The sequence below is a fragment of the uncultured Salinisphaera sp. genome, from assembly GCF_964012375.1.
Lineage (GTDB): Bacteria > Pseudomonadota > Gammaproteobacteria > Nevskiales > Salinisphaeraceae > Salinisphaera.
Genome location: NZ_CAXGSH010000136.1, coordinates 1 through 6,402, shown reverse-complemented (window position 1 = coordinate 6,402; position 6,402 = coordinate 1). Strand labels below are relative to the sequence as shown.

At 66.1% G+C, this 6,402-nt stretch carries 8 protein-coding genes; 2 read left to right on the top strand and 6 right to left on the bottom strand.

Features of this window, described 5'->3' with window-relative positions; genetic code table 11:
• From ABNU97_RS16670 to ABNU97_RS16660, 3 genes are all read right to left on the bottom strand, one after another.
• On the bottom strand, positions 1 to 668 hold a 668-nt coding region (locus tag ABNU97_RS16670), incomplete at its 3' end, for a response regulator transcription factor (RefSeq protein ID WP_348767793.1).
• A gap of 24 nt (positions 669 to 692) precedes the next feature.
• Positions 693 to 1,052, bottom strand: coding sequence for a hypothetical protein (locus tag ABNU97_RS16665; RefSeq protein WP_348767792.1), 360 nt, complete (start codon positions 1,050 to 1,052; stop codon positions 693 to 695).
• Between the two features lie 27 nt (positions 1,053 to 1,079).
• Complete coding sequence (locus ABNU97_RS16660; protein WP_348767791.1) at positions 1,080 to 1,520, bottom strand: glycine zipper 2TM domain-containing protein; 441 nt, start codon at positions 1,518 to 1,520, stop codon at positions 1,080 to 1,082.
• Between the two features lie 151 nt (positions 1,521 to 1,671).
• Between ABNU97_RS16660 and ABNU97_RS16655 the strand changes: the two genes are divergently transcribed.
• A complete protein-coding gene (locus ABNU97_RS16655) occupies positions 1,672 to 2,157 on the top strand; it encodes a hypothetical protein (RefSeq protein ID WP_348767790.1) in 486 nt (161 codons plus the stop codon).
• Here ABNU97_RS16655 and ABNU97_RS16650 read toward each other — a convergent pair.
• A complete protein-coding gene (locus ABNU97_RS16650; protein ID WP_348767789.1) occupies positions 2,154 to 3,197 on the bottom strand; it encodes a DUF3080 family protein in 1,044 nt (347 codons plus the stop codon). The genes ABNU97_RS16655 and ABNU97_RS16650 overlap by 4 nt on opposite strands.
• Positions 3,198 to 3,555: 358 nt before the next feature.
• Between ABNU97_RS16650 and ABNU97_RS16645 the strand changes: the two genes are divergently transcribed.
• Positions 3,556 to 4,887, top strand: a complete 1,332-nt coding sequence (locus ABNU97_RS16645) for an NADH:flavin oxidoreductase/NADH oxidase family protein (RefSeq protein ID WP_348767788.1) — start codon at positions 3,556 to 3,558, stop codon at positions 4,885 to 4,887.
• A 15-nt stretch (positions 4,888 to 4,902) separates the two neighbouring features.
• Here the strand turns inward: ABNU97_RS16645 and ABNU97_RS16640 are convergent, their stop codons facing one another.
• On the bottom strand, positions 4,903 to 5,229 hold the full coding sequence (locus ABNU97_RS16640) for a hypothetical protein (RefSeq protein WP_348767787.1): 327 nt from the start codon (positions 5,227 to 5,229) through the stop codon (positions 4,903 to 4,905).
• Between the two features lie 3 nt (positions 5,230 to 5,232).
• Positions 5,233 to 6,000: a BON domain-containing protein gene (locus tag ABNU97_RS16635; RefSeq protein WP_348767786.1), complete on the bottom strand. Its 768-nt coding sequence runs from the start codon at positions 5,998 to 6,000 to the stop codon at positions 5,233 to 5,235.
• Positions 6,001 to 6,402 lie beyond the last annotated feature (402 nt).

Genomic DNA, 6,402 nt, shown 5'->3' with positions numbered 1-6,402 from the left:
TCCCGCCCCAGCCGATAGCCCCGTCCGCGCAGCGTTTCAATGGGTTTGCGCACGCCCTCGGGGTCGAGTTTGGCGCGCAGGCGGCGTACGAAAACCTCGATTACGTTGGAGTCGCGCTCGGCGTTTTCCTCGTAGATATGTTCGGTGAGCGCGGTCTTGGATACCACCTCGCCGGCGTGCAGCATCAAATGTTCGAGCACCCGGTATTCGTAGGCGGTCAGCTCCACCGATTCGCCGGCCACGAAGACCTCCTGGCGCGCGGTATCCAGCACGATATCGCCGGATTCCAGCTTCGGCTGGGCCCAGCCGCGCGAACGCCGCACCAGCGCCTGGATACGCGCGGTAAGCTCTTCCGGCTGGAACGGTTTCACCACATAGTCGTCGGCGCCGGTTTCCAGGCCTTCGACCTTGTCCTGCCAGCGGCTGCGGGCGGTGAGGATCAGTACCGGATAATCGAGCCCGGCCTCGCGTACCTCGCGGATGATATCCAGGCCGGTAGGGCCGGGCAGGCCCAGATCGACAATGGCGATATCGATCGGGTATTCCAGCGCAAAGAACAGACCTTCTTCGCCTTCACCGGTGGCATCGACCGCGAAACCGTCACTGCGCAACTGCGCACAGATCTGTTCACGCAGATCCACATCGTCTTCGATAACCAGTGCTCGCATAGCGTCCGTGTGTTTCGGATGAGTCTAGTGACGTGCCTCGACATGCACGATGTGCACGCGACCGCCGTCCAGCAGTTTCACACGATAGTAGGGGCCGCCGGGGCCGTCTTCCAGTACCACGTTCAGCACACGACCGCCGTATTCCCGCGAAGCACGGCGTGCCGCTTCGGCCGGCGCGACATTGGGCTCGGGTCGTGCTTCTCGCTTGGCGACCTCGGCCGCCGGCTCGTGGGCCGGCCCGGCCTGCTCGGCCAGCGGCGCGCGCAGCGTACCGCCATCGAACTGGGCCTGCGCGATCGGGCAGGCAAGCAACACCAGCAATGCCAGTGCGATCAGTCGCAGGCTCGCGAGTGCAATGTCGGGGGCGATCGCGTGGCGGGTCATGGCGATAAGGGCAGGCTTGAACCCGCGCTAGAAGCTGCTGCGAAAACCGGACGGGGACATATTCCCGTTCCCGGCAGGCGCCGTGTTCTGATAGCCGTTGCTGCGCTGCAGGCAGTCGTTGAGCCGGTTGTTTTCCATGCGCCGGGCATTCCAGGCGCCCGCGCCCGCACCGGCCAGCGCGCCCAGACCGGTGGCAATATCGCGCCCGGAGCCACTGCCGAACTGATTGCCCACGACGCCGCCGGCAGCCGCGCCCAGCACAGCCTGGCCGGCCTTGCTGGTGGCGCCCTTGACCGCGACGTTGCGATCGTCGTTCTGGTAGTAGCATTCGTACTGGCCGCCCGGGACCGCCTGGAAAATCGGGTCGACCTGGGGGCGGGGGTTGCTGGCACATCCGGCCACGAGCAGGGACGCCGCTGCCATGCTGGCGGCAAACAGGTAACGAAACGGCAGAATGTCTGATTTCATGATGTGTCCCCTAGCGTCGCGATCAAACTAGGCGTAGTGCGCTGAACGCATCCTTAATTCTGCCGGGCGCGGCTATTCATGGCGGATTCACGCGCTGGCGCGCATGCTGAATCTATCCACAGGCAGCAGTCGCTGCAGGAGGTATCTGACCATGCAGCGGAAAATCTTCATCGCCGCCATGGCGCTGGGCGGTGCGCTGATTACAGCGACCGGCGCGATGGCAGCGGACAACTCGGGCATCGTGATCATCGATCAACAGCATCGATCGACACCGTTTGGCAGCTACAACAGCCAGCGGCGCACCGAGGTGTATGGCCCCTCGAGCGGTTTTCGCTACGAGGAGTACCAGACCCCGGTCTACCCTCAGTATCGTCATTATCGGCGCGGCGGCTATGCCTACGGCCCCAGCTATGGCGGTCAGGGGCGGGTGTTCGAGCATCACGGCGCGGGCGGTCGCTACGGCGCGCCGGCAGCGCCAGGCGTTTACGGCTGGGGACAGCAGGCCGGCGGCCACGATCGAGGCGATGGCAGGCGCCTCGACGGCGCACAGCAAGGCGGTAATCGACTGGATACCGGTCGCAAGGTGCCCCCGGCCCAGCGCTCCATCCGCCCGGCGCAGCGCCAGATCGACGACTAGTCCACGCTGCTGCCCGGCATGAGATCGCACTGACGCATGGCGTGCTGCCAATCCTGCGTGTGTTGCTCGATCGCGGCGTCCAGATCGGCCCATACGCCGCCATTGGCGCGAAGCGTGTGATCCCGATACCGCATGAACGCGCTATCGGGCGTCACGCCCTGAACAGCGATCAACTCGTCCACCGCCGCGCGCCACAGGCGCCCGGCCCGTACCAGGTCCGCGAGATAGGACTGGACGCCTGTGCCGTAGATTTCGAGCAGGATCGTGCGCAGTACCCGAGCGCGCCGGTTGGGTTTGTTGTTGAAACAAAGCGGCCGTGCGGCCAGCCGTGTACGAATGAGCTGACTCGCACGCTCGAGCGCGGCAGTGGCCTCGATGGCGGAGATCTGCAGACCGCCGCCGTATTCGCTGGCGTCCAGCGTTTCGTAGGCCTCGGCGAGGGCAGTCTCGTTGACCGGCTTGTCTGCGCGCAGCCGGCGGGCAGCGCTAGTCAACTGGGCCAGCGCCGCGCGCGGTGCGCGCCCGGCAAGGCTGGGCGCAAGCCCGGCATCGCCGCCGGCCACGCTGAACAGATGCGCCATCGGCGCGCTGGCAAAGGTCTGATTCCAGAGCATCGCGCCGCGCGCCTGGTGTTTGAGCGCGATCAGTTCATCCAGATGGGAGACAAAGTCCCGATCGTCGTCATCGGCCGTGGCGAGCGCATCGCGATCGAAGCCGTCTCGACAGCGTGTCAGGCCCGCCAGCAGCCGGGCCTCGTAGGCCAGGCGGGCCTGGGGCGGCGCCACCCGGCCGAGAATGCTGTTGCGCTCGGAGACGAGATTGACCAGCCCGCAGCGATGCAGTTTGAAGAAACCGATCCAGCCGGTGCGCGGGGTTTCCACGGTCCGTAGCAGCAGGCGTCGTGCCGGATAGTGACGGCGCGGTTCGGGTGCGGGCGGCGTGAGGTCTTGGCCCAGCGTACGGGCCAGGCGGGTGAGATAGTCGTCGAAGCGGGCCGTCGGGCCATCCGTTGCGCTACAGCCGGCGATCAGTACCGTCATGCAGGCGGCCATCGCTATCGCTGCGATGCGCGTTGCGTGCCGGGGACGGTATTGCCGAACGGATGGGTTTGCCGCCATGGGTTGGAATACGCGCATGCGTGCTGCGCAGTTGCCGAAACCCCGCATGATCGCGATCGCGGCGCGCGCAGGGCAAGCAAGACGCCACAGGGCGCCAGCCCGGTTGCCTGTCGCCTGGCCTTGCCCGCCTGTGCGCCCACGCTTGCGACCGGCTATGCTCGATGAGTCAACCATCCGACCGCAGCGGATGCAGCGTCGGCCCATGTGCGATCGCCCGCTTGTCGGGGCGCGTCAGGCCCGCCGCCATTCGAAACCACGGTCCAGGAAAGCGAACACTGCCATGCCGAACCACGCAACCGATGCCGTCGCCCGGCTGCGCGAACCCCTCGCGCTGCCCTGTGGCCAGACCCTGCCCAACCGTATCGCCAAGGCGGCGATGACAGAAGGCCTGGCCGATGCCCGCATGAATGCCACGCCCGCGCTGGAAACGCTCTATCGGCGCTGGTCGCAGGGCGGCGCTGGCCTGTTGATTACCGGCAACGTGCAGATCGACCGCTGGGATCTCGAGCGGCCGGGCAATGTCGTCATCGATGGCGATGCCGATCGCGAGGCGCTCGCGCGCTGGGCGGCGGCCGCCAAGGCGGGCGGCAGTCGGGTGTGGATGCAGCTGTCCCATGCCGGGCGCCAGGCACCGTTGTACTGCACGCCGCGCCCGGTCGCCCCGTCGCCGGTCGGCCTCAAGCTGCTCGGCGCCTATCGCAGGCCGCGCGCGCTCACCGAACAGGGCATCGCCAGCGTGATCGAGCGGTTCGTACACGCGGCCACCGTGGCCCGCGACGCCGGCTTCGACGGCGTGCAGATTCATGGCGCCCACGGCTATCTGCTCAGCGAATTCCTGTCGCCGATAACCAACCGGCGCCAGGACGCCTATGGCGGCAGCCTGGAAAACCGGGCCCGTCTTCTGCTCGCGGTCGTACGTGCCGTACGTGCGGCGGTGGGCGATGACTTCGCGATTGGCGTCAAACTCAATTCGGCCGATTTCCAGAAGGGCGGCTTCAGCAACGACGAATGCATTCAGGTGGTGCGCTGGCTGAGTGATTGCCATATCGATTTGCTGGAAATTTCGGGCGGCAGCTATGAACAGCCGCGCCTGCTCGGCCACAGCGGCGACGAAAGCCAGGCGGAAGCGCCGCGTGCGAGCACCCGGCGACGCGAAGCCTACTTCCTGGAATATGCCGCGCTCATGCGAGAAGCGGCCACCATGCCCCTGATGGTGACCGGCGGCTTTCGCTCGCGCGATGCCATGGTCGCGGCCCTCGACAGCGGCGATACCGACATCATCGGCCTGGGCCGGCCGCTGTGCGTGGACCCCAACTTCGTGGCGCGCCTGTTCGATGGCACCACCGCCGAGGCGAGCGACCCCGGCGCCGACCTGGCCTACGGTCGGGGAACGTTCGGGCCGCGTTCGTCGGTGTCGGCGTTACGCTTTCTGAATATCTTTTCGCAAATGGGCTGGTACTACATGCAGCTCATGCGCATCGGGCGGGGGCTGGAGCCGGACTGGCAGATGCCGCTGTCCCGGGGCCTGTTCGGCCATGTTCGTGCGGAGCTCGGCGCGGCCCGGCGGATTCGTGCGTTCCAGAAACAGGCGGATACGCTCGACGCCGAATGAGCGCCTAGCCGAATACTAGCCGAATACCTGTACGCCGAGCAGCAGTACGCCAAGCGCGTTGAGCGCGCCGTGGCCGATGACCAGAATCCGAGGCGGCGCGCGGTGCTTGAAGATCACCCCGAAGAATACCGCCCCCGCGCCGAAGCCGATCGCGGTCAGCGCAAAGGCGCTCCAGACCAGCGTGCCCGGATGCATGAAAGCGCCTACGAGCAGGCACAGCAGCCCTGCGCCCGCGATCGCACCGTGGCCGATGCGAAGCGGACGCAGGGCGGCGTCTAGGGCCGCCATGGCCAGGCCGCCGATTGAGGCGACAAGCAGCAGCCAGAAGGCGGCGCTCAACATCGCTTATGCCGTCGCGCCGTAGGCGCCGGCTTGCGTCGCCGAAGCCGAACCGCCGCCGTCATTGGGCGCCATCGGCGGCTTGGGCGTGTCGCCCTGGGTGTTGCCCTGCGTATCGCCCTGAGCATCTGCTTCCGGCTGCTGGGGTTCCGGCTTTGCCTGCGGCTGGTCTTTGGGCTGCTGGGGCTGGTTGCCCTGCGGCTGTGCCGGCTTGTCCTGCTGTGCCGGCGCGTTCTGGTTCGGCTTGGCGACGCTGCCGGCCGACGGCGCACGGGGCTCGCCCTGTTCGTCTTCGAGCTGCAGCTCGTCGATCACGTCTTCCACCCCGGCCTGCGAGCGCGCTTTTTCGAGCGCGAGTTCACGGGTTTCTTCGTCCGGCACCACGCCGGTGAGCGTGACCACGCGATCCTTTACGCCCACCGAGATTGCGGACTTGTCGAACGATTTTTCCTTGAGCACGTCACGCTGAATGGTGCGAAAGAGCACCTGGTCGTTGACCGTCTTGTTCACGGCCTCGGAGGCGGCGGCGACTTTCTGCCGTGCCTGCTGAAGTTCGGTTTCCGACTCGTTGAGGTTGGCCTGAAGCTCCTTGAGCTCCTCTTTCTTGTCGTTCAGCGCTTCCTGTGCCTCGTTGCGCGACTCGCGCGCTTCCGCGAGCTTTTCGACCGCGTTGTCGTATTTTTCCTGCGGCGTTTCGGAGCAGCCTGCAAGCAGGCTCGCGCCCAGCACAAGCGAAGTTAACACGGTGGCGAAACGGGTCTTGGCGTTGTTCATCGAAAACGAATGGGTTGAGCCGATAACCGAAAATAACACGTTTATAACCGCGTGCCGGACCGCTCGGGCCAGTTGGCGCTCATACGAGTCCGCGCCAAGCGCTGTTTGACGGCACGACGAGGCGTCGCAGGCGCCGCGCAGTCATTCTGCGCAAGCGTGCTGGAACCCTGTATTGCCGCCTAATCAATTTTTTAGGCAGCGCTTGTCCCGAAGGGTTGGGCCGCAAATCGCGCTCTGCGACGTTGCCAGTCTTGATCGTGGCTAGCCACGACGTCGCGCCCCGCGCCTTGCAGAGCACGATTTGCGGTCTGCAACACGGTGCTCGTATGAAACGGCAACGGGCCCTCGGGAAGCTCTGCATAACCTCTCGCGGATCGCGTTCGAGTCCTCACAGACGGTGCG

Excerpts from the sequence above, each read along its gene's own strand:
- ABNU97_RS16650 (WP_348767789.1), bottom strand. The coding sequence starts at position 3,197 with ATGACGGTACTGATCGCCGGCTGTAGCGCAACGGATGGCCCGACGGCC.
- ABNU97_RS16665 (WP_348767792.1), bottom strand. The coding sequence starts at position 1,052 with ATGACCCGCCACGCGATCGCCCCCGACATTGCACTCGCGAGCCTGCGA.
- ABNU97_RS16640 (WP_348767787.1), bottom strand. The coding sequence starts at position 5,229 with ATGTTGAGCGCCGCCTTCTGGCTGCTGCTTGTCGCCTCAATCGGCGGC.
- ABNU97_RS16655 (WP_348767790.1), top strand. The coding sequence starts at position 1,672 with ATGCAGCGGAAAATCTTCATCGCCGCCATGGCGCTGGGCGGTGCGCTG.
- ABNU97_RS16635 (WP_348767786.1), bottom strand. The coding sequence starts at position 6,000 with ATGAACAACGCCAAGACCCGTTTCGCCACCGTGTTAACTTCGCTTGTG.
- ABNU97_RS16645 (WP_348767788.1), top strand. The coding sequence starts at position 3,556 with ATGCCGAACCACGCAACCGATGCCGTCGCCCGGCTGCGCGAACCCCTC.
- ABNU97_RS16660 (WP_348767791.1), bottom strand. The coding sequence starts at position 1,520 with ATGAAATCAGACATTCTGCCGTTTCGTTACCTGTTTGCCGCCAGCATG.